Origin of the sequence: Streptomyces sp. NPDC058534 (assembly GCF_042717365.1) — a bacterium.
Classification (GTDB): Bacteria; Actinomycetota; Actinomycetes; order Streptomycetales; family Streptomycetaceae; genus Streptomyces.
In genome coordinates this window covers 46,802-69,903 of the sequence record NZ_JBHXNW010000029.1, presented here as the reverse complement: position 1 = coordinate 69,903, position 23,102 = coordinate 46,802, and the positions used below count along the sequence as shown (strand labels likewise).

Here is a 23,102-nt window from a genome sequence, read left to right as displayed (position 1 = left end):
CCGGACCAAACCCGGTGCCGGTCAGCGGAGCTGGGAGAGGCCCTTGCGCAGATCGTCCGCGTTCATGATCGGAGACACCTCGACCTCGGCGTTCAGCTCGGTGAAGAACGGCTCGCCGGTGGGCGGCAGCTCCGAGCTGTCCTGCATGTCGAAGACCATCAGGGCCGTCCGCCGGCCGCCGAGGGGACCGAAGTAGGCGGCCTCCGGCTTGATGTGGTCGAGCGTCTGGTTGATCAGCTCGGGCAACTTCCCGCTGCGGATCGCCGCGTTCGCCTTCTCCGTGTCCAGCGTCGCCTTGAGCAGCACGCGCATCGCACTCACCTTCTTCTGCCGACACGACGTGTACAGGTTCAGCTCATGCCCGTGATGTCCAGTTCGTTCAGGCGCTCCGGCTCCGCGATCACGTCGATGCCGGTGATGCGGTCGTCGTCCGCGAAGGTGAAGCGGAGGACCACGTTCAGCCGGCCGTGTTCGGCGGTCGCGATGCCGGCCAGGCCGTCGACGAGGACGACGGCGGCGGACTGCGCCCTGGCCATCGAGGCCATCGCTCCCCTGGCCACCCGCTCCATGCCGGACATGGCGATGGGCTCGGGCGTCGGGACGACCGCGGCATCGGCGCGCAGGACGACGTCCGGGTGGAGCAGGGAGACCAGCGCGTCGAAGTCGCCGCCGCGGGTGGCCGCCAGGTAGGCGTCGACCGCGCGGCGCCGGCGGGGCGGGTCGGCCTCCGGCGCCGGGACGCCCCGGACCCGGCGGCGAGCGCGGCTGGCCAGCTGGCGGGTGGCCGCGGGGGTCTTGCCGAGCATCTCGGCGATGTCGTCGAAGGGCACGTCGAACATGTCGTGCAGCACGAACGCGAGCCGTTCGGCGGGGCCCAGGGTGTCCAGGACGATCAGCAGCGCGATCCCGACGGAGTCGGCGAGCTGGGCCTCCTCCTCCGGATCGGCCGACCGGGGACCGGACCGGGGGCCGGGGGACACGTCCTCCAGCGGCTCCTCGCGGCGGCCGGCGCGGGCGCGGAGCATGTTGAGGCAGACCCGGGCCACGACCGTGGTGAGCCAGCCGGAGGGGTTCGCCACGTCGGAGGTGTCCGTGCGGTCGGCGCGCAGCCAGGCGTCCTGGAGGGCGTCGTCGGCCTCGCCGAGGGAACCGAGGATCCGGTACGCGACCGCCCGCTGCCGGGGCCGGTCCAACTCGAACTGACGTGCCATGTCATTCGACGGACCAGAGGATGTACCAGAGGATGGACCAGAGGATCGTCCGGGCACCGTACGGCTTCCTTCCGCGTCCATGCGCCCTCGCGGGCGGGTCACCCCCAGTGAACCACCCCGGCGTGCGCGCGCCCTCGGCGGCCTCTCGGCCGCTCACCGCACCAGGGTGATCCCCGGCGGCCACAGCACCCCGTCGGCCAGCAGCAGCGCGGGTCCCAGGTGTACGGGGCACACCCGCAGCGGCGTCCGCAGATGCCGGGCGACCTCGAAACGGGCCGGGTCGCCGCAGTCGCCGGGTCCGGTCCCGCCGCCGTGCGGGCCCTGGCAGGAAGCGGCGCTGTAGCGGTCGGTCATGCCCCCGATCCGACACCATCGTCCGCACCGGCGCCCGGCGAAGGGGGCCGGAAGGGGGCCGGAAAGGGGCCGAGCGCGAAGGGCTACAGGACGTCGGCGTCGTCCAGGCCGATGCACTTGCGCTCCTGCGGGATCCACTCGACGGCGGGGTTGAGCGCGGTGAGGATGCCGCCCACCTCCTCGCGCGGGCCGTCGTACGTGAACTCCACGGCCGGTGAGCGGCCGTACGTCCGCAGCACGCTGACGCCGTCGCGCCCCAGCCGGTCCTCGTCCAGGACCCAGTCGACGCCGTCGACGGTGACGCAGAGGTTGATGTTCGGCGGCAGTTCCTCGGCGCCGCACCGGAAGACCGCCTTCTGACCGGCCCAGGACGCGACCCCGTCGCCCAGGGCCCAGTCGCGGGACGAGCCGGGTATGTCGTCCGGCAGGCGGGAGACGACCTTGTCGCACTTGGCGTCGTCCGCGTGCGGGGCGGCGGAGACGCGGTGGCCGTCGACGTAGAACAGCGCGCCGGCCACGGCGACGACGGCCACGGTCAGCCAGATCCACGTCCGGGTGGTGGGCCTGCGGCGCAGGGCGACGGGGAGGGGGTTGCCGATTCGCATGTTCCACTCGCTCCGTCGCCCTACGTCCGCGGTCTCCGCGGTCTCCGCGGTTTCCTACAGCTGCCCACAGTTTCCTACAGGAACGAGTTGACCTCGATCGTCTCGTCCCGGCCCGGGCCCACGCCGATCGCGGAGATCGGAGCGCCGGACATCTCCTCCAGCGCCTTCACGTACGCCTGGGCGTTCTTCGGCAGGTCGGAGAAGGACTTCGCCTTGGTGATGTCCTCACTCCAGCCGGGCAGCGTCTCGTAGACCGGCTTCGCGTGGTGGAAGTCGGACTGCGAGTACGGCAGCTCCTCGACGCGCTTCCCGTCGATCTCGTACGCCACACAGACCGGGATCTGCTCCCAGCCGGTGAGCACGTCGAGCTTCGTGAGGAAGAAGTCGGTGAGGCCGTTGACGCGGGTCGCGTAGCGGGCGATCACCGCGTCGAACCAGCCGCAGCGGCGGTCGCGGCCGGTGGTGACGCCCCGCTCGCCGCCGATGCGGCGCAGGGCCTCGCCGTCCTCGTCGAACAGCTCGGTCGGGAAGGGACCGGCGCCGACACGGGTCGTGTACGCCTTGAGGATGCCGATGACCCGGCTGATCTTCGTCGGGCCCACGCCGGCGCCGGTGCAGGCGCCGCCCGCGGTCGGGTTCGACGAGGTGACGAAGGGGTACGTGCCGTGGTCGATGTCCAGCAGCGTGCCCTGGCCGCCCTCGAAGAGGACCACCTTGTCGTCGTCCAGTGCCTGGTTGAGGACCAGGACCGTGTCGGCGACGTACGGGGCGAGCTTGTCCGCGTAGGCCAGCAGCTCCTCGACGACCTGGCCGGTGGCGATCGCCCGGCGGTTGTAGAGCTTGGTGAGCATCTGGTTCTTGACGTCGAGCGCCGCCTCGACCTTCTGGGTGAGGATCGACTCGTCGTACAGGTCCTGGACGCGGATGCCGACGCGGTTGATCTTGTCGGCGTACGTCGGGCCGATGCCGCGGCCGGTGGTGCCGATCTTGCGCTTGCCGAGGAAGCGTTCCGTCACCTTGTCGACGGTCACGTTGTACGGCGTGATGATGTGCGCGTTTCCGCTGATCAGGAGCTTGGACGTGTCTACGCCGCGCTCGTTCAGCCCGCTCAGCTCGGAGAACAGGACCGACGGGTCGACAACGACACCGTTACCGATGACCGGCGTACAGCCGGGAGACAGGATTCCGGAAGGGAGCAGGTGAAGGGCGTACTTCTGGTCGCCCACGACTACCGTGTGGCCGGCGTTGTTGCCGCCCTGGTAGCGCACCACATAGTCGACGGAACCACCGAGCAGGTCCGTCGCCTTTCCCTTGCCTTCGTCACCCCACTGAGCACCGAGCAGCACAAGTGCGGGCACGCGCGTACACCCCTTCCGGGCGGGGCATGTCCATGGTCGAGGGCGTACGCGAAGGGTATGAGTCGCGTGCACCGCGACCGTCGTTGGCCGCCACCGTCGGACCGGATGCCCCGGAATAGACGAAGCCCCTGGCGCAATAGCGCAAGGGGCTCTTGCACAAAGATGCTACCCGAGGAAGCGAGGCATGGCCGAGGTGGTGACTTCCGCGAGCTCTTCCGCGAACTCTTCCGCGAGGCCCGACCAGCTTCTGGTGGTCGTCGATCCGGTCGCCCGGCGGACCGACGGGGAGTCCGTCCGGATCGCGAAAGACGTGCTCAGCGCGGGTGTGTCGAGCACGAAGGTGTGTCTGCCGGACGGCCCGGAGGAGTTCGCCCGGGCGCTCGGGCGACGCGGTTCGCGGCGGCCCGTGGTGGTCGGTGACGACCGCGCGCTGCTGCGGGCCGTCGGCCTGCTGCACCGGCGGCGGGAGCTCACGGGGTGCGCGCTGTCGGTGGTGCCGGTGGGCTCGGCGCTCGGCCTCGCCCGGTCCCTGGGGCTGCCCACCGGGGCGGTGGCGGCGGCCCGGGCCGTGCTGGACGGCGCGGAACGGCGCCTGGACCTGCTCGTCGACGACAGCGACGGGGTGGTGCTGGGGGCGGTGGGGATTCCGCCGGTGCCGGTGCCGGTGCGGGAGGGCTGGGGCCCCGGTCCGGACGAGTCGGCGTCGCTCCGTCCCTGGCTGCGGACCTGTCAGTCGCTCGTACGGACGCTGGTGTCCTCGCGTCCGGCCCGGACCGCCGTGGCGCCGGGGGCGGCCGGTCCGGCCCGGCTGCGGGTGGAAGTCGACGGGGTGATGCTGGTGGACCTGGACCAGCCGGTCGAGGCGGTGACGGTGATGCCGGGCGCCGGAGGGGTGGCTCTGGTGGAGGTGCGGCCGCTGTCGGTGGGAGCGCAGGCGTCGCCGCTGACGGCGAGCGGGCGGACGGTGACCGTGTCGGGGGCGCATTTCCGGTACCGGGCCGACGCCGTGGTGTGCGGGCCGGTGGGGACGCGGACGTGGGTGGTGCGGGAGGGGGCGTGGGGGCTGACGCTGCCGGCGGGGTAGGTGCGCTTCGGCTCAGGAGGCGGGGGCCTTGAAGCCGGCGGTGTCCAGCAGGCAGTCGAACGGAGCGGGGATGGGGAGCTTCTCGCCGAACGGCCTGGTGCAACGGGACTCGTACCCCTTGGCGGAGGGCGTCCACAGGACCGATGCCTGCTCTTCCTGCATGTCGAGGATCAGGTAGACGGGGATGCCTGCCTTCGCGTACGTCTCGACCTTGTCGGTCAGGTCGTCGTCCCGGGTGGAGGAGGAGGTCAGCTCGGCGACGAAGGAGAGGGCTTCACCGTCCAGGTGGTTGCTGACGGTCGCCAGCGCTGTCGTATCCGCCGCGTAGATGTCCGGCCCGAACGCCCTTTCGGCACCCGGGAACACGAAGAGATTCGGTGCGCGTTCGATCACGTGCCCATCTGGCAGGTGCGGCTCCAACTGCCCGCAGACCATGCGCATCACGAGGGTGTAGTACCCCTTGGACCACGGCGACACGACGATGTTCCCCTTGATGATCTCGGCCTTGAAGCCGTCGGGTACGACCAGCTCATCGAGGCTTTCCAGCAACTCCTCGAAGGTCTGGGACTCGGTGCCGCTCGTCGTCGGTCGCTCTGCCATGACTGTCATGATGCGCCCTCCCCTAGATGCGGACCAGTGGCAACTCAGTGTAGTCGGGCGCCTACGCTCGTGTGACCCGCTTTTCCGATCACCGTCAGCCCCGCCCGAACCGCTCCTCCCGGTGCACCCGCCAGGAGGTGGTCGCCTCCGGCTGGGTCGGGCCGGCGCTGAATGTGCCGCAGGCGGTGCTGGACGTGTCGCCGTTCGGGCACCTGCCCACGCTGCCGGGCGGGGATATGAGCTGGACGCCGGTGCCGGTGCTGCTCCTGATCGCGGCGGCGCTGGTGGCGGCGGGTCTGGCGGGGCTGCGCCGGCGGGGCCTGACGACCTGAGCGGAGGAGGCCGAGGAGGCGGAGACGGGTGGGCGGGCCGGCGAAACGCGAACCGCGGACGGCGAACCGCGGACGAGTCGGGAGCGTTCTCGTGGGCATGAAGCGAGACACGACGACGTGCGGTGGGTGCCTGGTGTCAGCGGTGGGGGCCGTGGGAGCCGTATGGCTCTGGGGAGCTTCGGACCGCACGCAGCGGCATCTCGGGAACGAGTTCGAGAACAACGGCCAGGACTTCGGCGCCGTGCTCACCGAACTGCCCCTCGTCGCGGTCGGCGGCGCGGTCGTGCCCGCGCTGGTCTGGGCGCTGGGCGCCTGGCTGCTGCCCCGTCGCCGGCGCTCAGAGTTCCACGCGTAGTCCCGAAAGGCCCCGGATCACGAAGTTCGGTTTCCGTTCCGGTTCCGCCGCCAGTCGCAGCGTCGGGGCCCGCTCCAGCAGGGACGTCATGGACGCCGCGAGTTCGATCCGGGCGAGCGGCGCGCCGATGCAGTAGTGGATGCCGGCGCTGAAGGAGATGTGCGGGTTGTCCCGGCGGGCGAGGTCGAGGCGGTCCGGGTCGGTGAACACCGCCGGATCGTGGTTGGCGGAGCCGAACAGCATCGCCACCTCGGCGCCGCGCGGGATCGTCGTCCCGTCGATCTCGATCTCGTCCAGCACCCAGCGCTCGAACATCTGGAGCGGGGTGTCGTAGCGCATCAGCTCCTCGACCGCGCTCGGGACGAGGGCGTGGTCCGCGCGCAGGGCAGCCAGCTGGTCCGGGTTCCGGAACAGGGCCAGCCAGCCGTTGGCCGTCGCGTTCACCGTGGCCTCGTGGCCGGCGTTCAGGAGCAGCACGCAGGTCGAGATCATCTCCTGCTCGGTGAGGCGGTCGTCGTCCTCGTCGTGGGCCGCGATCAGACCGGAGATGAGGTCGTCGCCGGGTTCCTTGCGGCGAGCGGCGATCAGCCCACGCAGGTAGTCCGAGAAGTCGAGCGAGGCGCGGACGGCCTTCGCCGCCGTCTCGTCGGACGGGTTCAGCTCGTACATCCCGCAGATCTCCGCCGACCAGGGCCGCAACGGGGCCCGGTCGCCCTCCGGGATGCCCAGCATCTCGGCGATCACCGCGACCGGCAGCGGCTCGGCCACGTCGGTGAGCAGATCGCCGCCGCCCGCCGCGACCACCCCGGCGACCAGGTCGTCCGCCAGCGCGCGCACGTACGGCTTCAGCCGCTCCACCGTGCGCGGTGTGAACGCCTTCGACACCAGGCGCCGGATCCGCGTGTGGTCCGGCGGCTCCAGGTCGAGCATCCCGTGGTCGTTGAGCGTGTGGAAGGGCTCCTGCTCCGGCGGGGGCGGGGTGCGGCCGAACTCCTCGTGCGAGAACCGGTGCTGGTAGGTCCGGCCCAGACGCCGGTCACGCAGCAGCGCCGATACGTCCGCGTGGTGCGGGATGAGCCACTGGTCGCTCGGCTCGTAGTAGTGCACCCGGCCCCGGTCCCGCAGCTCGACGAAGGCGGGGTAGGGGTCGGCGACGAACGCGGGGTCCCAGGGGTCGAAGGCGAGGTCGGACGCGGCCGTCATGGACGGACAGTAAGACCTCGACCGGCCCTGTGCCCAGAGTCCCGCCCGTGTGCACGGGTCTTGACCTCGCGCTGCCGGAGCCTTAGCTTCCATCACCAATGTTTCGGAATACTCTCCGAAACTTTCGAAGCACGACGGAATGAGACTCCCGCATGAGATCCGTTCGTTTCGCCACCGCGGCCCTTGCCGCCGCCGCCCTGACGCTGCCGCTCGCGGCGGGTTCCGCCACGGCCGACCCCGCGTCCGGCCGGCACGCCGCACCGCACCACTCCCACGGCAAGTCCGACCGGCTGCGCGAGGCCGCCCCCGACGGCTTCTACGTGGGCACCGCCGTGGCGGGCGGTGGCCACCACCTGGAGCAGGACTACCCGGACCCGTTCACCTCGGACAAGAAGTACCGGAAGATCCTCGGGCGCCAGTTCAGCTCGGTGTCGCCCGAGAACCAGATGAAGTGGGAGTTCATCCACCCGGAACGCGACCGGTACGACTTCGCGGCGGCGGACGCCATCGTCGAGTTCGCCGAGCGCCACGGCCAGGTCGTCCGCGGCCACACGCTGCTGTGGCACAGCCAGAACCCGCAGTGGCTGGAGCAGGGCGGCTTCTCCGACGAGGAGCTGCGCGCGATCCTGCGCGAGCACATCACCACCGTCGTCGGCCGCTACGCCGGCCGGATCCAGCAGTGGGACGTCGCCAACGAGATCTTCGACGACCAGGGCAAGCTTCGCACGCAGGACAACATCTGGATCCGCGAACTCGGCCCGGGCATCGTCGCGGACGCCTTCCGCTGGGTGCACGAGGCCGACCCGCAGGCCAAGCTGTTCTTCAACGACTACGGCGTCGAGAGCGTCAACGCCAAGAGCGACGCCTACTACGCCCTCACCCAGGACCTGCTCCAGCAGGGCGTGCCGGTGCACGGCTTCTCCGTACAGGCGCACCTGAGCACGCGGTACGGCTTCCCGGGCGACCTGGAGACGAACCTGGAGCGCTTCGACGCGCTGGGCCTGGAAACCGCCGTCACCGAGCTGGACGTACGGATGGACCTGCCGGCCGACGGTGTACCGACCGCCGCGCAACAGAAGCAGCAGGCCGACTACTACCAGCGGGCCCTGTCGGCGTGCCTGGCCGTCGAGGACTGCAACTCGTTCACCATCTGGGGCTTCACCGACAAGTACTCATGGGTGCCGGTGTTCTTCGAGGGCGAGGGCTACGCGACGGTCATGACCGACGACTTCGACCGCAAACCCGCCTTCCACGCCCTGCGGCACACCCTGAAGGCGGCGGCGCGCAAGCACTGACGACTGCCGTCCGCCGCGGGGCCCGTTGCCCCAACCCCGCGGCGGGACCCGCCGCCCTCTTGCTCAGGCCCCGGGCTGGGGGCGCCGCTTGACGCCCTCGATGAAGGCGATGAAGGAGGGGGCGAGGATGGAGAGGGTGGCGCGAGTGGGGGCCTTGGAGTCACGGATGGCTATGTGGGTGGCCAACGCCGCGATCTCGACGCAGGTGTCGCCGTCGCCGCCACTGGAGTACGTGGACTTCCGCCAGTTCATTACAGCTCCTTCGCCAGCCGGTGGATGAGATCCCGCGACGCCACAGAATCCAGCGACGCGCCCTTCACCATACGAAACAGCGTGCGGAGGTTTGCCAACTGTGCCTCCGCATCGCAGAAGGCAGCACCAGTGGGCGAATCGCGCAGACCGGTGTCCAGTTGAGGCACCGGACCGCCCAGGTACATCATCGACGCACCGGCTCCCGCGAATCCCTCGCAGTCAACGGGGATGACGCGCACCGTAACCCGCTCCTGCTCGACCTCGTCCAGAATGACGCGCAGTTGGGCGCGTGACACCTGGCGGTCGGCCACGTGGACTCGCAGGGCGAACTCGTGGATGACCGTTTCGTACGGCGTCGGAGTGTCGCGCTCGATAGTCAGGCGTCGGTTCATCCGGTGCTCCACACGCGACGCCACCTCGCTCTCGGGTAGTTCTGGACGCATGTAGCTGAAGACCGCACGTGCATAGTCTGCGGTTTGCAGCAGACCGGGCACATGCGTGATCACCACCTCACGCAGGTACGTCGCGTGGTACTCGGCTTCAGCGGTGTCCAAGAACGCCGGAGGCAACACCCCTCGGTACTCCTCCCACCAGCCGCGCGTCCGATCGGTCGCCAAGGACACGAGCGCGCTGATCAACGCCTGGTCCGTGCAGGCGTAATAGGCGGCCAGACGGCGAACGCGCCCCGGGCTGACAGCCGCGATACCCAGCTCCACGTGACTCATCTGACCTGAAGTCGAGTTCAGCAACGCTGCCGCCTCCCGAGCCTTCAGGCCGGCAGCCTCGCGCAGCCTGCGCAGTTCCGTCCCCAGGCGCACCTGTCGCGCAGTGGGATTGCTTCTCGGCGGCATGCATCCTCCCGATTCAACGCCCCTCTGATGGCGCCACGTTCGGGTGTCAGATTACGGCAACCAGTTGCCCTGGCACGAATTAGTGCCATACCTTCAGTGACGCGACGCACACGCTGCGGAACCCCGGGGCACCGGAAGCGCACCGCTCCGTCCCGTCATGACGGCTGCGGCATCGACACCGCCCGGCGGCAGCTCCACCCCTCCCTCACGAACGGAGTCGACGCATGCCCGAAGACACTTCCTGGGAGTACTCCCTGTACATCCCCAACGACCCCCGCGCCGTCACCATCAGTCGCCGCACCCTCCGTCTGATCCTGACCATGCACGGACTGATCGGCCTCGTCGACGTCGCCGAGCTGCTCGCGGCGGAGCTGATCGGCAACGCCGTGCTGCACACCAAGGGTCCTGCGGCACTGCGCGTGCGGTGGTCGGCCGGGGTGTTGCGGATCGGCGCGTGGGACGCGGACCCCGAACCGCCGGACGCTCCCGCCCGGTTGGCAGACGTGGTCGACGAGGAGAGTGGCCGGGGGCTGGTCGATGCTCAATTACGACGACTACACCATCGTCAGCATCTACGGCGCCAGGTACCGTGGAATCGTTCAGTACTACCTGCTCGCCGGTGACGTCTTCCGACTGAACCGGTTGCACTGGGTCATGCAGTCCTCGCTGCTGTGCTCCCTGGCGAACAAGCATCGCTCGACCATGTCGAAGATGGCCCGCAAGTACAAGGCCACCATCGACACCCCGGCCGGGCCTCGCAAGTGTCTCCAGGCCGGCATCACCCGTGCCCCGAGCAGGAAACCGCTGATCGCACAGTTCGGTGGCATTCCACTCAAACGGCAGAAGTCCGCAGTCCTGAAGGACCGCGACCCTGCCCACAGTCCCCCTCGTCGGCGCGAGTTGACCAGGCGGCTGCTGGCAGGCTTCTGCGAACTCTGCGGACAGACCGAGAAAATCCAGGTCCACCAGATCCGCAAGCTCGCAGACCTCGACCGGCTCGGGCAGGAACAACCCAACTGGGCCGCTCTCATGGCCAGGAAACGACGCAAGACACTCGTGGTCTGCTCAACCTGCCACGACAGCATCCATGTTGGACGCGAAACCGCAGCTCACGGCAGTCACTGGAGAGCCCGTTGCGATTAACGTCGCACGACGGGTTCGGGAGGAGGTCGCTGGGAAAAGGGGCAGCTCCGCTGCCACCTCGCCCGGCGGCCCACCTCACGCTCGGTACCGGTCAGCCCGGCGTCACCAGCCGGGCCTCGTAGGCGAAGACCGCCGCCTGGGTGCGGTCGCGCAGGCCCAGCTTGACCAGGACGCGGCTGACGTGCGTCTTGATCGTCGACTCGGCGACCACCAGGCGCTCGGCGATCTCCGAGTTCGACAGGCCCTGCGCGATCAGCGCCAGGACCTCCGTCTCCCGCTCGGTCAGGTCCCCGTACGCCGCCTGCGCCGAGGGCATCAGGCGCGGGGCGTCGGAGAGTTTGGAGAACTCGGTGATCAGACGCTTGGTGACCGAGGGGGCGAGGAGCGCCTCGCCGGCGGCCACGACCCGGACGCCGTCGGCGAGCCGGCGGGCCGAGGCGTCCTTGAGGAGGAAGCCGGAGGCCCCCGCGCGCAGCGCCTGGTACACGTACTCGTCGAGGTCGAAGGTGGTGAGGACGAGGACCTTCGCCGCGCCGTCCGCCGCGACGATCTCCCGCGTCGCCTCGATGCCGTTCAACTCCGGCATGCGGATGTCCATCAGGACGACGTCCGGGGCCAGTTCCCGGACCTTCGCCACCGCCTCCCGGCCGTTGACCGCCTCGCCGACGACCTCGATGTCCGGCATCGCGTTCAGCAGGACCGAGAAACCCTCGCGCACCATCATCTGGTCGTCCGCGATCAGGACCCGGATCGTGCGGCCGGTCATGCGTCACCCTCGCTCGGTGCGGTGACCGGCAGGAACACCGCCACCTCGTAGCCCCCGTCGTCGGTCGGGCCGGCCGTCATCTCGCCGCCCAGCATCGACACCCGCTCGCGCATGCCGGTGACTCCGTGTCCGGCGCCGGGCGACGGCTTGACCAGGGTGTTCGCCGGTATGGCGGTGTTGACTATCCGCAGGCCCAGACCGCCCAGGACGTAGGACACCTCGACGCGGGCGGTGGCGCCGGGCGCGTGCCGCAGGGAGTTGCTCAGCGCCTCCTGCACGATCCGGTACGCCGACAGCTCCACGCCGGGCGGCAGCTCGCGCACCGCGCCGGTCACCGCCTTCTCCACGCCCAGGCCGGCCTCGCGGACGTTGGCGAGCAGGGCGTCCAGGTCGGTGAGCGTGGGCTGCGGGGCGTCCGGGGCCTCGTAGTCCTCGGCGCGGACGACACCGAGGACGCGGCGCAGCTCGGTGAGGGCGGCCACCGCGTTCTCCCGGATGGTGGCGAACGCCCGCTCCAGCTCCTCCGGCGGATTCTCCACCCGGTAGGGCGCGGCCTCCGCCTGGATGGCGACCACCGACATGTGGTGGGCGACCACGTCGTGCAGCTCACGGGCGATGTTGGTGCGCTCCTCCAGCAGGGTGCGCCGGGACCGCTCGTGAGCGGTGACCGTCTGCTGGGCGGTCACCTGCTGCCGGGCGTCGCGACGGATGTGCCAGAGCGAGATCGCGAGCAGGGCGAAGGCGGTGAGCACCAGCAGCGGGGCGGAGTTCGCGTTGTACTGACCGCCGCCGAACATGGTCTCGGTGAGGAAGCCGTAGAGCGCGGTCAGCGCCCACATCCAGGCGGCCGTGCGGGGCCGGGTGCGTATCGCGACGAGCACCAGGACCGACACGTGGCACATGAACGCGCCGGGCCCCCACGGCCAGTCGCTCCAGTCGCCGCCGAGCACGGCCAGCACCGGTGTCGCCGCAATCGACAGCCAGAACGCGCCGACCGGCCGGACCAGCGTCGCCAGCACCGGGACGGCGCAGATCAGACCGCTCAGCAGGGACAACGGTCCGTCGGAGACCGCGCCGGACGTCGAACCGCCGAAGAAGCACAGCAGCGCGACGACACCCACCACCGCGTGCGGAATCCGGGCCGCGCGGGGCCGGACCCGGGCCGGGATGCGGCGGATCAGCGGCCCGTCCGTGGCCATGCGCGGCAGCGGGCGGTAGGCGAAGGCATCGTGGAACAGGTCCTCGCGCAGGCCGCTCAGGGCGTCCTTGGCCAGCCGGTACTCGGGGCTGCGGGTCGCGCTTCCGTCGCCGGGGGGCGTGGTACCCGTCTGGGTCGTCTCGGTCACGTTGCCACGGTAGGCGTCGGCGGGACGGGCCGTCGTCACCAGTGAGAGGGGTCCTTCGGCATCCCCCTCAGGTACTACGGGGGCCAGGGACGGTCCGCGCGCGTCCACCGGAGTCAGTACCCCGAGGGCCGCACCAGGCCCGACTCGTACGCGAACACGGCCGCCTGGGTGCGGTCCCTGAGCCCCAGTTTCACCAGGATGCGGCCCACATGGGTCTTCACCGTCTGCTCGGCGACCACCAGGCGCTGGGCGATCTCCGCGTTCGACAGGCCCTGTGCGATCAGGGCGAGCACCTCCGTCTCCCGCTCGGTCAGCTCACCCACGCGGGCCTTCAGCGGGGCGCGCGGCCGGTCGTCCAGCCGGGAGAACTCCGCGATCAGCCGGCGGGTGATGCCGGGCGCGAGCAGGGCGTCCCCGGACGCCACCACCCGGACCGCCTCGGCGAGCTGGTCGGCGGACGCGTCCTTCAGCAGGAACCCGGAGGCACCGGCCCGCAGCGCCTCGTACACGTACTCGTCGAGGTCGAAGGTGGTCAGCACCAGCACCCTGATCTCCGGTGTCGCCCCGGTGATCAGGCGGGTCGCCTCGATGCCGCCCAGCTCGGGCATGCGGATGTCCATCAGGACGACGTCCGGGGCCTGTTCGGCGACCTTGGCGACGGCGTCCAGGCCGTCCACCGCCTGCCCGATCACCTCGATGTCCGGCTGGGTGTTGAGCAGCACGGTGAATCCCTGCCGGACCATCTGCTGGTCGTCGGCGATCAGGACACGGATCACGCGCCCGTCGCTGCTGGTCGTCATCGGGTGTCGTCCTCGGGGATGTGGCGGGCGGAGGGGTCGTCGCCGGCCGGGTGGGCGGGTTCGTCGGCGACTGCGGGTTCGGCGGCGTCGACCGGCAGGAACGCCGCCACCTGGTAGCCGCCGCCCGGCAGTGAGTGCGCGGTCAGGCTGCCGTCGAGCATCGCCACCCTCTCCCGCATGCCGAGCAGCCCGTGCCCCGCCCCCTGCGACGGCGCCGGCGCCCGCTTCGGGCGGGTGTTGGAGACGTCCACGCGCAGTCCGATCGGGAGGTGCGTGAGGTGGACCCGGGCGCTCGCGCCGGGCGCGTGCCGCAGGACGTTGCTGAGCGCCTCCTGCACGATCCTGTACGCCGACAGCTCCACGCCGGGCGGCAGGGGCCGGCGCGTGCCGCTCGTCCCGGTGGTGATGGTCAGTCCGGCGGCGCGGGTGTTCTCCACCAGCGCGTCGAGCCGGTCGAGGGTGGGCTGCGGGGCGTGCGGCACGGGATCGCCGCCCTCGGACGCCTCCAGTACGTCGGGGTGCTCGGAGCGCAGCACGCCCAGCACCCGGCGCAGCTCGGTGAGCGCCTCCAGCGCGTTCTGCCGGATGCCCGCGAGGTTCTCCTTCAGCTCGTCCGGCGGGTTCTCGACGAGGAGGGGGGCGACCTGGGCCTGGATGGAGATCACCGACATGTGGTGGGCGACCACGTCGTGCAGCTCCCGCGCGATGCGGCTGCGCTCCTCCAGCAGGGTGCGCCGGGACCGCTCCTCGGCGGTGAGCGAGGTCTGTTGCGCGAGTTCCGTGCGCGCCTCGCGGCGGCCGTGCAGGGCGATGCCGAGAACGACGACGACCGTGAACAGGATGACGGCGAGCTGACCGGTGGGCTGGTAGTTCCGCGCACCTATCAGTCCCTGGAGGATGTATGTGGCCAGCGCGCTCAGGGCCAGAACCTCCACCGCAACGCGCGTACGAACCCGTAGGGCGAGCAGCAGCAGGACGAATAGATGAGCGATCAGTCCGGCCGAGGTCCAGGGCCACACGAACTTGTAGGCCTCGCGTTGCATCAGCACCGCAGAAGCTCCGACCGCTGTGGCCGCCAGCGACAGCCACCACGCGGGGACCGGCCGCCACAGCGCAAGAATCATCGCGGCGGCCTGTCCGAGCGCGATAAGAAAGGCGAACTCCGGCCTGAGCTTGCTGTGATCGTTGAGTTGAGCGGCGTCGCCGATCAGCACCCCGACCGCCGCCAGGCACACGAGCCCGTGCGGCAGCCAGCGCAGCCACACCGACGGCGGCAGCGGATCCGCCCGCCAGGTCCACAAGTCGTCGTGCAGGACCCCCAGCACGCGCTCGACGCGGCCCCAGGCCGTCCGCCGCTCCCCCCGTCGCTTCACGGGCCCCACCCTAGACATGACGTGCACCCGCCGTCCTCGTCCGGTCCTGCGGGCGGTGGGCCCGGACGACCTTGGAACGGCGCCGGGCGCCACCGCGCTCGCAGGAGCGAAAGGCGGCCCAGCAGCCCGCCAGGACCAGCGCGAACACCGGAAGCCAGGCGATCCGGGCCGCGACCCAGTCCAGGCCGTCGGGGCGCGTGTGCAGGCCGGGCAGGCGGCCCAGGAGGAGGCTGCCGGCCGTGGTCGCCATCAGGGCCGTCTGGTGCCAGAGGAAGATCGTCATCGCGGAGAGGTTGACCAGCGCGACGGCCGCCCACGCCACCGGCCGCCGCATCGCGCCCCGCAGCCGGTCGCGCAGCAGCAGGGCGAGGCCACACTGGGCGAGGCCGAACGTGACGGCGGCCAGGGTCGGCGGATTGAGGTTCGACACCGCGGCGCCCGGGACGCCGACCATCGAGGCCGGATAGCCCGCCCAGGCGACGAGCGCCGCGGTCGCCGCCGCACCGCCGGTGAGCAGGATCCAGCCGGCGCGGCGGCGGTTCAGGGGGTGTCGCCTGGATCCTGCCGGGGTCGCGACCCGGCACAAGGCGCCGTTGCCTGGAGCCGGCGTGATCCAAACGACACCCCCTAGCTCGCCGCGGGTCCAGGCGGCGCCGAGGGTGAAGGGGACCAGCCAGCCGGCCGCGAGGTTGATCCAGCCGAGCCAGGACGGAGCGCCGAAACCGAAGCGGAGCAGGTCGACGTGGAGGACGACGGCCAGCGGCCACAGCGGACTCAGCCGCGTCAGCAGCGGCGTCGCCGCGGTGAGCGCCGCGAAGACCAGCAGGAACCACATCGGGGACAGCGCCAGCTTCACCAGCGTGTGGACGGTGCCGAACTCCGCGCCGGTCAGGAGCAGCAGCGCGGCCGTCACCGTCCACAGGCCGAGGACGGCCAGCACCGGCCGGAACAGCCGGGAGAGGCGGGCGGACAGCCAGCGGCCGTAGGACTCGCCCCGGGCGCGGGCGGACGCGTAGCCGCGGGTGGCGACATGGCCGCCGACCAGGAAGAACACGGCGAGGGTCTGGAAGGCCCAGGAGACCGGGGCCAGCCAGGGCATGTCCCGCAGCGGGCTGGCCGCGCGCAGGCTGCCGCCGTCGGCGACCAGGGCCGTCACCAGCCAGTGCCCGAGGACCACCCCGAGGATGGCGAAGGCACGCAGGGCGTCGACGGCCCGGTCCCTCGACGCGGGCGTGGCGGCGTCGATCCGGCCGGCGGCGCGGAACAGGCTCCGCCGGGCGTCGGCACCCGGCCACCGGGTCGGGGCGCCCAGCGGCGGGCTCGACCGGGTCTCCGGCATCTCCAGGGTCGCTCGAGCCGCTCGGGCCGCTCGGGTCACGTCAGTCATGGGTCACCTCCGTGGTCTCGCCCAGGGCGATCCGGGCCAGGTTCGTCAGGGAGAGGGAGCCGGGGTCGAAGTAGTCGCTGTGGCCGGCGTCACCGGCGTCGAAGACCCGGGCGCCGAAGTCCGGGGAGACCGGGTCGGTGCCGAAGCCGACGGTGGTGCCGAACAGGCCGGTGCTGAGGTGCGGAACGTGCTCCACCCAGTCGTCGTCGCCCCGCGCCGCCCAGATCCGGGCGCCGGTGTGCAGGCCGGCGGCCGTGTAGGCGCCGGTGCCGGGGCTGCCGAGCAGGGCGATGTCGGAGACGTCCAGGCCGTCGGCGGCGCGGGCGCAGACGACCGAGCCGTAGGAGTGGCAGAGCAGGGTGAGGTGGGTGCCGGGCCCGGTGATCCGGCGCAGGTCGGCGACGAGGGCGCGCAGCTTCGGGGCGGCCCTCTCGGCGCGGCCGGTCGTCGCGACGGTGGTGCTGGTCGTGCCCGGCGTCTCGTAGCCCAGCCAGGCCACGACCGCGGTGCGGGTCCCGGCGGGCGCCTGCGCGGCGAGCTGCCGGTGCAGCGCGACGGCGGCGGCGCGGAACCGGCCGTAGGTGTCGAGGCCGGTGTCGGAGCCCGGGACCAGGACGGCGACGCGGTCGGCGTGCGCCAGGTCGCCGAGTATCTCGGTGGCCAGTCCGGCGCCCCGGCCGTCGAAGGCGAGGAAGCGGCGGGACGGGTCGGCCATCGCACGGTCGGCCGCGGCGCGGTGACGGTCGCCGTGGTCGGCGGCCATCCGGGACGCCTCGGCGGCGTTGGCCCGGTGGGCGGCGTACGTCTCGTCCAGCGTGGCGGCCGTCGGCGCCGGCAGCTCGGCGGGGGGCGGGGCCGGAATCCGGGGCTGAGCGGCACCGGAGAGCGGGAGGACCACGGCACCGGTGATGAGGGCCGCACAAACGGCGCGGCGCCACCTGCCCGCGCGCCGCCGCCAACCTACCGCCGTACCGGGCCACATGGCCGCTCCCCTCCGGCACGCCCGCCCATCGGGCCCGCCTGCAAGGGAAGTTATGAATCGGGCCGGGTAACCCGCGTCCCGCCAGGGAACTCACCTGGCCGGTAGCTCTCAGGTATTACGGGTACGACGCCATTACGGGTACGACGCCTGACGCCCGCCCTCCCCGGGGTTCACCACGCCAACTGCGCGATCTCCTCCGCCACCACCGCGCACGCGTCCGCCGCCGGGTCGATCAGCGGGAAGTGGCCGACATCCTCCAGCAAGGTCACGCCCACCACCTCCCCGGCCTTCGCCGCCGCGTCGGCGTACGCCTCGGCGACCGCCTGCGGCACGTCCACGTCGGCACGCCCCTGGACGAGGGTCGTCGCGATGCCGGTGGGCAGCAGCAGGGCGGGGTCGGCGTAGGGGCGGCGTTCGGCGAACCGGTCGCCCCCGCCCAGGAACTGGCGGGCCGCTCCCCCGCACACGTCGAGCTTGTCGGCGACCTCGAAGTCCGCGATCGGCGCGAGCGCGACCACGCCCCGCAGCGGCGCCGGGCGGTCGGTGCGCCAAGGGGCGTCGGCGGGCAGCAGATGCCGGGCCGCCGCCCACAGGGCGAGGTGCCCGCCGGCGGAGTGGCCGGTGAGCACCGTACGGCGCGCGTCGGCCCGCGGGAGGTGCCGTCGTACCAGCCCGGGCAGCGCGTCCAGCGCGGCGGCCACGTCGTCGAAGGTCTCGGGCCACCGCCCCGCCACGGGCCCGCCCGCACCCGTACCGCCCCCCTCGGCACCCGCGCCTCCCTCGGCACCCGCCCCGCCGCCCTCCGCACCGCGCCGGTACTCCACACTCGCCACGGCGAAGCCCCGTTGCGCCAGGAACCCCGCGAACGGGCTGACATGCCGACGGTCGTACGGCGCCCGCCACGAGCCTCCGTGCAGGACCACCACGACGGGGGCGGCGTCGCTCGGCCCCGCGGCGGCACGCGGCGCGTAGAAGTCGATCACCTGGTCGGGGTGGTCGCCGTACCCGGCCGTGCCGTCGGGGTCCACCGCCGGGTGCGCGAAGGCCGATTTCTCCTCCGCGGCGTTCCTCGCGGCAGCGGTGCCCGGTTCTGCGGCGGCGTCCGGCATGCTCAACCTCTCGGCGAAGGAACGGTGTTGGCGGACCGGGGGAGTGGAAATCGGCCGTTGGCGGGACGTTATCAGGCCGATGACGTGCGCGGACATGGGGATGTGACGCTGGGTGAGGACCAAACGATTCGTCCGGCCCCCACCCTTCACCCGGGGGTGATGTCACCACTCCCGCGCGTCACCCCCGGCGTCGCTCCCGCGCGTCACCCCAGCGTCCGCGCCAGCACCCGAGCCGCCCGCTCCACGTCCGCGAAGCCGACGTACAGCGGCGTGAAGCCGAAGCGCAGCACGTCCGGGGCGCGGAAGTCGCCGACCACGCCGCCTTCGATCAGCCGCTTCATGACCTCGCCCGCGTCGTCGCAGCGCAGGGCGACCTGGCTGCCGCGCTCGGCGTGCGCCGTCGGGGTCACGGACTCCACCCGGCCGCCGGGGACGTACTCCCCGACGCAGCGCAGGAAGAAGTCCGTCAGCGCCAGCGACTTGGCCCGCACCGCCGCCACCGAGACGCCGTCCTCGTCCCACACGTCCAGCGCCGCATCCAGGGCGAGCAGGGAGAGGATGTCCGGCGTCCCGACCCTGCCACGCACCGCGCCGGACGCCGGGGCGTACGCGGGCCGCATGCCGAACGGCTCGGCGTGCGAGTTCCAGCCCGGCAGCGGGGAGTCGAAGCGGGGCTGGAGGTCGCGGCGCACGTACAGGTAGGCGGGCGAGCCGGGGCCGCCGTTGAGGTACTTGTAGGTGCAGCCGACCGCCAGGTCGACGCCGTGTTCGTCGAGCCCGACCGGCAGCGCGCCCGCGCTGTGGCACAGGTCCCAGACGGCGTACGCCCCGCACGCGTGCACCGCGCGGGTGAGCGCGGGCAGGTCGTGCAGCCGGCCCGTGCGGTAGTCCACGTGGTTGAGCAGGACGGCGGCGGTGCGGGCGCCGAGTGCCGAAGGCACCTCGGCCGGGGTGACCGGGCGCAGGGCGCAGCCCGTCATCCGGGCCGCCGACTCGGCGATGTACCCGTCCGTGGGGAAGGTCGTGGCGTCGACGAGGATCTCGTCCCGGCCAGCACCGTCCCCGTCGCCCCCGTCGCCCCCGTCCTCCTGGGCCATCCGCACGGCCGCGACGAGCGCCTTGAAGACGTTCACGCTCGTGGAGTCGCCCACCACGATCTGCCCGGCCGCCGCGCCGACCAGCGGTGCGATCCGGTCACCGATCCGTTCGGGCGCCGTCCACCACCCGCTCTCCTCCCAGGACCGGATGCGCAGCTCGCCCCATTGCCGGCGTACGACGTCGTCCACGCGCGCGGGCACGTGCGCGGGGAGGGCGCCGAGGGAGTTGCCGTCCAGGTAGGTGACGTCGTCGAGGACGAACCGTGTGCGCAGCGCCGCCAGGCCGTCGGCGGCGTCCAGTTCCTCGGCCGTGCTCTTGAGGTCAGACATAGGACCGCGCCGTCCACAGCTCGGGGAACACGTTGCCCCGGGCCCGCTTCTCCAGCCAGGCCACCCCGGCGGAGCCGCCCGTGCCGGTCTTCGAGCCCATCGCGCGGCGGGTGGCGACCAGGTGGTCGTTGCGCCAGCGCCAGACCAGTTCGGCGACGTCGGTGAGGGCCTCGCCGAGGCGGGCCAGCTCGCCGTTCTGGTCGCCCTTGTAGACGGCCGTCCAGGCGGCCTCCACCTCGGGTGCCGCTTCGTACTTCCGGGTGAGGTCCCGCTGGAGCACGGCGTCCGGTATGTCGTACCCGCGCCGGTCGAGCAGCCGGACCACCTCGTCGTACAGGCTCGGCTCGTGCAGCGCCTTCTCCAGTTCCGCGTGGACGCGCGGGGCGCCGCGGTGCGGGACGAGCATCGAGGCGGACTTGTCGCCGAGCAGGAACTCCATGCGGCGGTACATCGCCGACTGGAAACCGGAGCCCTCGCCGAGGGCGGCCCGGTAGGAGTTGAACTGGGCCGGGGTGAGCTGCCCCAGGGGCGTCCAGGAGGCGTTCAGCGCCTCCAGCTCCCGCACCGAACGCTTGAGCGCGTCGGTCGCCACCGGGATCCGGTCCTCGCGCAGGGCGCGGGCGGCGGTCTCCCATTCGTGGACGATGACGGTGAACCAAAGCTCCATGACCTGGGTCGTGACCAGGAAGACCATCTCTCCGGGATCGTCGGAGAGGGTGTGCTGGAGATGGGTGAGCACGTCCGCCTGGACATAGTCCTCGTACGGCGTGCTGCCCTCGAAGTCGAGATTCGGGGCCTCGTGGGACATCGCTGTCTCCTGATGTGCGCGGGTAGCGGTCCGCCCTGCCGTTACCGGCACGGGGCCCCGGTCCCCAACGGCATCCTCCGCAATCGTCGCAGGAAACCGCAAGGCCCGCCCGCGCACGGCGGACGGGCCCGGGGTGTTCCTCGTTTCAGCCGAGCACCTCGGCCGCCGCGGGCGAGGAGTCCTTCAGGAACTGGGCGCAGCGCTCGTACTCCTCCTTCTCGCCGATCGCCTGGGCGGCGCGGGCGAGGGCGTGCAGGGCGCGCAGGAAGCCGCGGTTCGGCTCGTGCTCCCAGGGCACCGGGCCGTGCCCCTTCCAACCGCTGCGGCGCAGGGCGTCCAGGCCGCGGTGGTAGCCCGTACGGGCGTACGCGTACGACTCCACGACGCTGCCCCGTTCGAACGCCTCGTCGGCCAGCCGGGCCCAGGCGAGGGAGGACGTCGGGTACTTCGCGGCGACGTCGGCGGGGGAGGTGCCGCCCGCCAGCAGCTCGCGCGGCCCGGGGTCGTCGGGGAGGTGGGTCGGGGGCGGTCCCCCGAGGAGGTTCTCGTGAATGGACATGGGACAAGTCTGCGGCATGTGCGGGGGTCCGCCGGACGGGTCTGTCGGTGCGATGGGGTGCGTGGTCGGCTGCGGGTGCGCTGTCGGCTGCGGGTGCGTTGTCGGCTGCGGGTGCGCTGTGGCTGGTCGCGCAGTTCCCCGCGCCCCTTAGCGGCGTGACCGGGCCGTCGGCCCAAGGTTGCACCCTGCGTCCAGGCGCGTCGTCGACCGCGGGTGCGCTGTGGCTGGTCGCGCAGTTCCCCGCGCCCCTTAGGGGCGTGATCCGGTCGTCGGCACAAGGCGGCACCCGGCCCGAGCGGGCGTGATCCGCCGGGCGGCGTATGGCTAGGTGCTGCGTTCGCCCTCCAGGGGTGGGGTCAGGATCGAGCCGTGGGTGTGGCACTCGGGGCGGCGGCAGTCCGGGGGTGGGCGGTGGATCGTCGTGAACGCGATTGCCGAGCCCGCCACCAGGACGGCCGCGCAGATCAGCATCGCCGGCCCGAACGCGTCGTCGAAGGCCCGCGCCGACCGGTAGGCCTCCTCGCCCATGCCGGTGAGCAGCGGCAGCGCGGCCACCGCGACGAGCCCCGCCGCACGGGCCGCCGCGTTGTTGATGCCGCTGGCCAGCCCGGCGCGCGCGGTGTCCAGGGCGGCCAGCACGCTCGCCGTCAGCGGCGCGACCAGGGTGACCATGCCGAGGCCGAGGACGAGGAGGGCGGGCAGTACGTCGGTGAGGTAGGAGGCGCCGGGTCCGACCCGCAGCATCAGCACCATCCCGCCGGCGCACAGCAGCGGGCCGACGGTGAGCTGGATCCGGGGGCCGAGCCGCTCGGACAGCTCGCCCGAGCGGGCGGAGAGCAGCAGCATCAGGACGGTGGTCGGCAGCAGCGCCGTACCGGCGGCCAGCGCGGACCAGCCGACGACGACCTGGAGCTGGAGCGCGGCCAGGAAGAAGAAGCCGCCGAAGGCCGCGTACACGCACAGCGTGACCAGGTTGACCGCCGTGAACTGACGGGAGGCGAAAACGTCCAGCGGCAACATCGGGTCCGTGCGGCGCCCCTCGACGACCACGAAGGCCACCGCCGCCGCCACTCCGGCCACCGCGCTGAGCGCCACCGCCCAGGACGCGGTGCGCGCCTCGATCAGCGCGTACGTGAGCAGCGCGAGGGCCGCCGCGCCGAGGGCCGCGCCGAGCACGTCGAAGCGCGCGTGGGCACGCTCGTCCGAGGACTCCGGTACGTGCCGCAGGGCGATCGGCGCGCACAGCACGGCCAGCGGGACGTTGAGCAGGAACACCCAGCGCCAGCCCGCGCCGTCCACCAGCCAGCCCCCGAGGAACGGCCCCACCGCCGCGCCGACGCCCCCGAAGCCCGACCACAGGCCGACCGCGCGGCCCCGGTCGTCGGGGTGGAAGGAGGCCTGGATGAGGGCGAGGGAACCGGGCGTGAGCAGCGCACCGCCGATGCCCTGGAGGGCGCGGGCGGCGATCAGGACACCGGCGTTCGGCGCGAGGCCGCACAGCAGGGAGGCGGCGGCGAACCACAGCACGCCGATGACGAAGATCCGGCGGCGGCCGAACCGGTCGCCGAGGGCGCCGCCGAGGAGGATCAGCCCGGCCAGCGTGACCATGTAGGCGTTGAGCGTCCACTGGAGGGCGGCGAGGTCGGCGTCGAGGTCGCGGCCGATGCGGGGCAGCGCGACGTTGACGACGGTCGAGTCCAGCAGGGCCATGCTGGAGCCGAGGACGGTGGTCAGCAGGATCCACTTGCCTTGCGGCGAGGCCAGCCGGACGTCGGGCATGACCCAGGTATACAGCGAGGCCGGCGCGGTCGGCGCCGGGCGCGCGGCACCTCACCCGGCCCGGGGGCCGCGGGGGCCTACGTGTTCTTCGTACCGGCGGGCCGCCGGGGACCGCAGGCCGCG

25 protein-coding genes and 1 pseudogene are annotated in these 23,102 nt (G+C 72.1%); 6 read left to right on the top strand and 20 right to left on the bottom strand.

The features are described from left to right. Nucleotides 1–21: 21 nt before the first annotated feature. The 5 genes from ACFWR9_RS19495 to ACFWR9_RS19475 all read right to left on the bottom strand — a co-directional run bounded on the left by ACFWR9_RS19495 (nucleotide 22) and on the right by ACFWR9_RS19475 (nucleotide 3,528). A complete protein-coding gene (locus ACFWR9_RS19495) occupies nucleotides 22–312 on the bottom strand; it encodes a hypothetical protein (RefSeq protein ID WP_383843490.1) in 291 nt (96 codons plus the stop codon). Between the two features lie 38 nt (nucleotides 313–350). After that, complete coding sequence (locus ACFWR9_RS19490) at nucleotides 351–1,211, bottom strand: sigma-70 family RNA polymerase sigma factor (RefSeq protein WP_383843487.1); 861 nt, start codon at nucleotides 1,209–1,211, stop codon at nucleotides 351–353. 153 nt (nucleotides 1,212–1,364) lie between these two features. Then, nucleotides 1,365–1,565, bottom strand: a complete 201-nt coding sequence (locus ACFWR9_RS19485; protein ID WP_383843484.1) for a hypothetical protein — start codon at nucleotides 1,563–1,565, stop codon at nucleotides 1,365–1,367. Nucleotides 1,566–1,648: 83 nt separating this feature from the next. Further along, entirely contained in the window at nucleotides 1,649–2,170 is a 522-nt protein-coding gene (locus ACFWR9_RS19480; protein WP_383843481.1) for a DUF3515 family protein, read from the bottom strand. A gap of 74 nt (nucleotides 2,171–2,244) precedes the next feature. Beyond that, entirely contained in the window at nucleotides 2,245–3,528 is a 1,284-nt protein-coding gene (locus tag ACFWR9_RS19475; RefSeq protein WP_122616763.1) for an adenylosuccinate synthase, read from the bottom strand. 184 nt (nucleotides 3,529–3,712) lie between these two features. Here ACFWR9_RS19475 and ACFWR9_RS19470 point away from each other — a divergent pair, with 184 nt between their 5' ends. Beyond that, on the top strand, nucleotides 3,713–4,612 hold the full coding sequence (locus tag ACFWR9_RS19470; RefSeq protein ID WP_383843478.1) for a diacylglycerol kinase family protein: 900 nt from the start codon (nucleotides 3,713–3,715) through the stop codon (nucleotides 4,610–4,612). A gap of 12 nt (nucleotides 4,613–4,624) precedes the next feature. On the opposite strand, the gene ACFWR9_RS19465 is transcribed toward ACFWR9_RS19470, so the two are convergent. Then, a complete protein-coding gene (locus ACFWR9_RS19465) occupies nucleotides 4,625–5,221 on the bottom strand; it encodes a Uma2 family endonuclease (RefSeq protein ID WP_383843475.1) in 597 nt (198 codons plus the stop codon). Between the two features lie 134 nt (nucleotides 5,222–5,355). Between ACFWR9_RS19465 and ACFWR9_RS19460 the strand changes: the two are divergent. Both ACFWR9_RS19460 and ACFWR9_RS19455 read left to right on the top strand, forming a co-directional pair. Continuing rightward, nucleotides 5,356–5,544 (top strand): annotated as a pseudogene (locus ACFWR9_RS19460) (ABC transporter permease); the annotation flags it as partial. Nucleotides 5,545–5,695: 151 nt separating this feature from the next. Next, on the top strand, nucleotides 5,696–5,899 hold the full coding sequence (locus ACFWR9_RS19455) for a hypothetical protein (protein WP_383843472.1): 204 nt from the start codon (nucleotides 5,696–5,698) through the stop codon (nucleotides 5,897–5,899). On the opposite strand, the gene ACFWR9_RS19450 is transcribed toward ACFWR9_RS19455, so the two are convergent. Further along, nucleotides 5,882–7,102, bottom strand: coding sequence for a cytochrome P450 (locus ACFWR9_RS19450; RefSeq protein WP_383843469.1), 1,221 nt, complete (start codon nucleotides 7,100–7,102; stop codon nucleotides 5,882–5,884). The genes ACFWR9_RS19455 and ACFWR9_RS19450 overlap by 18 nt on opposite strands. 152 nt (nucleotides 7,103–7,254) lie before the next feature. Here ACFWR9_RS19450 and ACFWR9_RS19445 point away from each other — a divergent pair, with 152 nt between their 5' ends. Then, on the top strand, nucleotides 7,255–8,397 hold the full coding sequence (locus ACFWR9_RS19445) for an endo-1,4-beta-xylanase (RefSeq protein WP_383843466.1): 1,143 nt from the start codon (nucleotides 7,255–7,257) through the stop codon (nucleotides 8,395–8,397). A gap of 63 nt (nucleotides 8,398–8,460) precedes the next feature. Here ACFWR9_RS19445 and ACFWR9_RS19440 read toward each other — a convergent pair whose 3' ends face one another. Then, complete coding sequence (locus ACFWR9_RS19440; protein WP_383843464.1) at nucleotides 8,461–8,649, bottom strand: DUF397 domain-containing protein; 189 nt, start codon at nucleotides 8,647–8,649, stop codon at nucleotides 8,461–8,463. Continuing rightward, nucleotides 8,649–9,500, bottom strand: coding sequence for a helix-turn-helix domain-containing protein (locus ACFWR9_RS19435; protein WP_383843461.1), 852 nt, complete (start codon nucleotides 9,498–9,500; stop codon nucleotides 8,649–8,651). Before ACFWR9_RS19435 ends, ACFWR9_RS19440 begins: the two co-directional genes overlap by 1 nt. Nucleotides 9,501–9,724: 224 nt before the next feature. On the opposite strand from ACFWR9_RS19435, the gene ACFWR9_RS19430 reads away from it, so the two are divergent. Both ACFWR9_RS19430 and ACFWR9_RS19425 read left to right on the top strand, forming a co-directional pair. Continuing rightward, entirely contained in the window at nucleotides 9,725–10,123 is a 399-nt protein-coding gene (locus ACFWR9_RS19430; RefSeq protein ID WP_383843458.1) for an ATP-binding protein, read from the top strand. After that, nucleotides 10,038–10,643: a group II intron reverse transcriptase/maturase gene (locus ACFWR9_RS19425; RefSeq protein ID WP_383843455.1), complete on the top strand. Its 606-nt coding sequence runs from the start codon at nucleotides 10,038–10,040 to the stop codon at nucleotides 10,641–10,643. Before ACFWR9_RS19430 ends, ACFWR9_RS19425 begins: the two co-directional genes overlap by 86 nt. Before the next feature lie 91 nt (nucleotides 10,644–10,734). Here the strand turns inward: ACFWR9_RS19425 and ACFWR9_RS19420 are convergent, their stop codons facing one another. The 11 genes from ACFWR9_RS19420 to ACFWR9_RS19370 all read right to left on the bottom strand — a co-directional run bounded on the left by ACFWR9_RS19420 (nucleotide 10,735) and on the right by ACFWR9_RS19370 (nucleotide 22,979). Beyond that, on the bottom strand, nucleotides 10,735–11,409 hold the full coding sequence (locus ACFWR9_RS19420) for a response regulator (protein WP_383843452.1): 675 nt from the start codon (nucleotides 11,407–11,409) through the stop codon (nucleotides 10,735–10,737). Then, nucleotides 11,406–12,755, bottom strand: a complete 1,350-nt coding sequence (locus tag ACFWR9_RS19415) for a sensor histidine kinase (protein ID WP_383843449.1) — start codon at nucleotides 12,753–12,755, stop codon at nucleotides 11,406–11,408. Before ACFWR9_RS19415 ends, ACFWR9_RS19420 begins: the two co-directional genes overlap by 4 nt. Before the next feature lie 113 nt (nucleotides 12,756–12,868). Beyond that, on the bottom strand, nucleotides 12,869–13,555 hold the full coding sequence (locus ACFWR9_RS19410) for a response regulator transcription factor (RefSeq protein WP_307013939.1): 687 nt from the start codon (nucleotides 13,553–13,555) through the stop codon (nucleotides 12,869–12,871). Further along, nucleotides 13,552–14,946, bottom strand: coding sequence for a sensor histidine kinase (locus tag ACFWR9_RS19405; RefSeq protein ID WP_383843446.1), 1,395 nt, complete (start codon nucleotides 14,944–14,946; stop codon nucleotides 13,552–13,554). Before ACFWR9_RS19405 ends, ACFWR9_RS19410 begins: the two co-directional genes overlap by 4 nt. Further along, entirely contained in the window at nucleotides 14,939–16,315 is a 1,377-nt protein-coding gene (locus ACFWR9_RS19400; protein ID WP_383843443.1) for an acyltransferase, read from the bottom strand. Before ACFWR9_RS19400 ends, ACFWR9_RS19405 begins: the two co-directional genes overlap by 8 nt. Further along, nucleotides 16,308–17,297, bottom strand: a complete 990-nt coding sequence (locus ACFWR9_RS19395) for an alpha/beta hydrolase (RefSeq protein WP_383843440.1) — start codon at nucleotides 17,295–17,297, stop codon at nucleotides 16,308–16,310. The genes ACFWR9_RS19400 and ACFWR9_RS19395 overlap by 8 nt, the downstream gene beginning before the upstream one ends. Nucleotides 17,298–17,467: 170 nt before the next feature. Continuing rightward, nucleotides 17,468–18,406, bottom strand: a complete 939-nt coding sequence (locus ACFWR9_RS19390) for an alpha/beta hydrolase (protein WP_383843437.1) — start codon at nucleotides 18,404–18,406, stop codon at nucleotides 17,468–17,470. 203 nt (nucleotides 18,407–18,609) lie between these two features. Further along, nucleotides 18,610–19,833: a kynureninase gene (gene kynU / locus ACFWR9_RS19385; RefSeq protein WP_383843434.1), complete on the bottom strand. Its 1,224-nt coding sequence runs from the start codon at nucleotides 19,831–19,833 to the stop codon at nucleotides 18,610–18,612. Then, complete coding sequence (locus ACFWR9_RS19380; protein WP_383843431.1) at nucleotides 19,826–20,641, bottom strand: tryptophan 2,3-dioxygenase family protein; 816 nt, start codon at nucleotides 20,639–20,641, stop codon at nucleotides 19,826–19,828. Before ACFWR9_RS19380 ends, kynU begins: the two co-directional genes overlap by 8 nt. Before the next feature lie 145 nt (nucleotides 20,642–20,786). Further along, entirely contained in the window at nucleotides 20,787–21,200 is a 414-nt protein-coding gene (locus ACFWR9_RS19375; protein WP_122616749.1) for a DUF3151 domain-containing protein, read from the bottom strand. Between the two features lie 324 nt (nucleotides 21,201–21,524). Continuing rightward, entirely contained in the window at nucleotides 21,525–22,979 is a 1,455-nt protein-coding gene (locus ACFWR9_RS19370) for an MFS transporter (protein ID WP_383843428.1), read from the bottom strand. Nucleotides 22,980–23,102: the final 123 nt, after the last annotated feature.

Bases quoted from the DNA above. Each gene is read 5' to 3' on its own strand.
- ACFWR9_RS19435 (WP_383843461.1), bottom strand. From the start codon at position 9,500: ATGCCGCCGAGAAGCAATCCCACTGCGCGACAGGTGCGCCTGGGGACG.
- ACFWR9_RS19470 (WP_383843478.1), top strand. From the start codon at position 3,713: ATGGCCGAGGTGGTGACTTCCGCGAGCTCTTCCGCGAACTCTTCCGCG.
- ACFWR9_RS19490 (WP_383843487.1), bottom strand. From the start codon at position 1,211: ATGGCACGTCAGTTCGAGTTGGACCGGCCCCGGCAGCGGGCGGTCGCG.
- ACFWR9_RS19370 (WP_383843428.1), bottom strand. From the start codon at position 22,979: ATGCCCGACGTCCGGCTGGCCTCGCCGCAAGGCAAGTGGATCCTGCTG.
- kynU (WP_383843434.1), bottom strand. From the start codon at position 19,833: ATGTCTGACCTCAAGAGCACGGCCGAGGAACTGGACGCCGCCGACGGC.
- ACFWR9_RS19425 (WP_383843455.1), top strand. From the start codon at position 10,038: ATGCTCAATTACGACGACTACACCATCGTCAGCATCTACGGCGCCAGG.
- ACFWR9_RS19420 (WP_383843452.1), bottom strand. From the start codon at position 11,409: ATGACCGGCCGCACGATCCGGGTCCTGATCGCGGACGACCAGATGATG.
- ACFWR9_RS19390 (WP_383843437.1), bottom strand. From the start codon at position 18,406: ATGCCGGACGCCGCCGCAGAACCGGGCACCGCTGCCGCGAGGAACGCC.
- ACFWR9_RS19430 (WP_383843458.1), top strand. From the start codon at position 9,725: ATGCCCGAAGACACTTCCTGGGAGTACTCCCTGTACATCCCCAACGAC.
- ACFWR9_RS19375 (WP_122616749.1), bottom strand. From the start codon at position 21,200: ATGTCCATTCACGAGAACCTCCTCGGGGGACCGCCCCCGACCCACCTC.
- ACFWR9_RS19410 (WP_307013939.1), bottom strand. From the start codon at position 13,555: ATGACGACCAGCAGCGACGGGCGCGTGATCCGTGTCCTGATCGCCGAC.
- ACFWR9_RS19395 (WP_383843440.1), bottom strand. From the start codon at position 17,297: ATGTGGCCCGGTACGGCGGTAGGTTGGCGGCGGCGCGCGGGCAGGTGG.
- ACFWR9_RS19400 (WP_383843443.1), bottom strand. From the start codon at position 16,315: ATGACTGACGTGACCCGAGCGGCCCGAGCGGCTCGAGCGACCCTGGAG.
- ACFWR9_RS19440 (WP_383843464.1), bottom strand. From the start codon at position 8,649: ATGAACTGGCGGAAGTCCACGTACTCCAGTGGCGGCGACGGCGACACC.
- ACFWR9_RS19445 (WP_383843466.1), top strand. From the start codon at position 7,255: ATGAGATCCGTTCGTTTCGCCACCGCGGCCCTTGCCGCCGCCGCCCTG.
- ACFWR9_RS19485 (WP_383843484.1), bottom strand. From the start codon at position 1,565: ATGACCGACCGCTACAGCGCCGCTTCCTGCCAGGGCCCGCACGGCGGC.
- ACFWR9_RS19450 (WP_383843469.1), bottom strand. From the start codon at position 7,102: ATGACGGCCGCGTCCGACCTCGCCTTCGACCCCTGGGACCCCGCGTTC.
- ACFWR9_RS19405 (WP_383843446.1), bottom strand. From the start codon at position 14,946: ATGTCTAGGGTGGGGCCCGTGAAGCGACGGGGGGAGCGGCGGACGGCC.
- ACFWR9_RS19480 (WP_383843481.1), bottom strand. From the start codon at position 2,170: ATGCGAATCGGCAACCCCCTCCCCGTCGCCCTGCGCCGCAGGCCCACC.
- ACFWR9_RS19465 (WP_383843475.1), bottom strand. From the start codon at position 5,221: ATGACAGTCATGGCAGAGCGACCGACGACGAGCGGCACCGAGTCCCAG.
- ACFWR9_RS19380 (WP_383843431.1), bottom strand. From the start codon at position 20,641: ATGTCCCACGAGGCCCCGAATCTCGACTTCGAGGGCAGCACGCCGTAC.
- ACFWR9_RS19495 (WP_383843490.1), bottom strand. From the start codon at position 312: ATGCGCGTGCTGCTCAAGGCGACGCTGGACACGGAGAAGGCGAACGCG.